Annotated in this window: 1 protein-coding gene; it reads left to right on the top strand. The window is 67.7% G+C overall.

Annotation, left to right across the window (positions count from 1 at the left end; all coding sequences use genetic code 11):
- Positions 1-161: 161 nt before the first annotated feature.
- Positions 162-679: hypothetical protein (locus tag NS334_RS17215; RefSeq protein WP_206542738.1), on the top strand; the 518-nt coding region annotated here is incomplete at its 3' end.

Raw genomic sequence — 679 nt, 5'->3', positions numbered from 1 at the left:
GTCTTCGAGCGCGACCGCTACGCCCGCCTGCTGGCCGACAAGGCCGACGCGGCCCGCCACCATGGAGCGATCCTATAACGGGCCGGTCCGGTGTCGCGCGGGACCGGCGCGCCGCTGAACGGGATGCAGGACACACCCCGATGAGCCGATCACCCAAACCCATGAAGATCTGGTTGGCCCGGGCGCTTGTCGACCGGCAGTTCTACCTGAGCCGGTATCAGGACGTCGCGCTGGCGGGGGTCGATCCGGTCGCGCACTTCGCGGAGTACGGGTTCCGCACCCCGATGCGGTCGCCGAGCCACCGCTTTGAGAAGGCGTTGCTCGCCGGTTCCGCGCTGCTCGTCGCGGTTTCGATCCTGTTCGGCGTCGTCCGGCCGGATTTTCTCGATCTCCTGCGCGAGCACATCATCACGCTGCAGGGGCGCGGCAGGAAACTGCGCCCGTTCCTGTACCTCATGGTGTTCCGCATCTACGCGGCCATGCAGGCCGCGGAAGTCGGTCAGCCGCTGACGATCGCGCGAATCTACGCGGACGCTCCGTATGCCGAAGCGCGGCGCATCATCGCTCCCGAGGGGGATTTCGCGTTCACGGACCCGGACGTAATCCTGTCGGAGCAGGCAGCCCGGCACAGGACCGTGAAGCGGCCGAGCCTCTGGTGCGCGACGATCGACCAGGCTCA

The organism is Sphingomonas endophytica, from assembly GCF_001476895.1.
GTDB lineage: Bacteria > Pseudomonadota > Alphaproteobacteria > Sphingomonadales > Sphingomonadaceae > Sphingomonas > Sphingomonas endophytica_A.
This window is presented reverse-complemented; position numbering and strand designations above follow the sequence as displayed.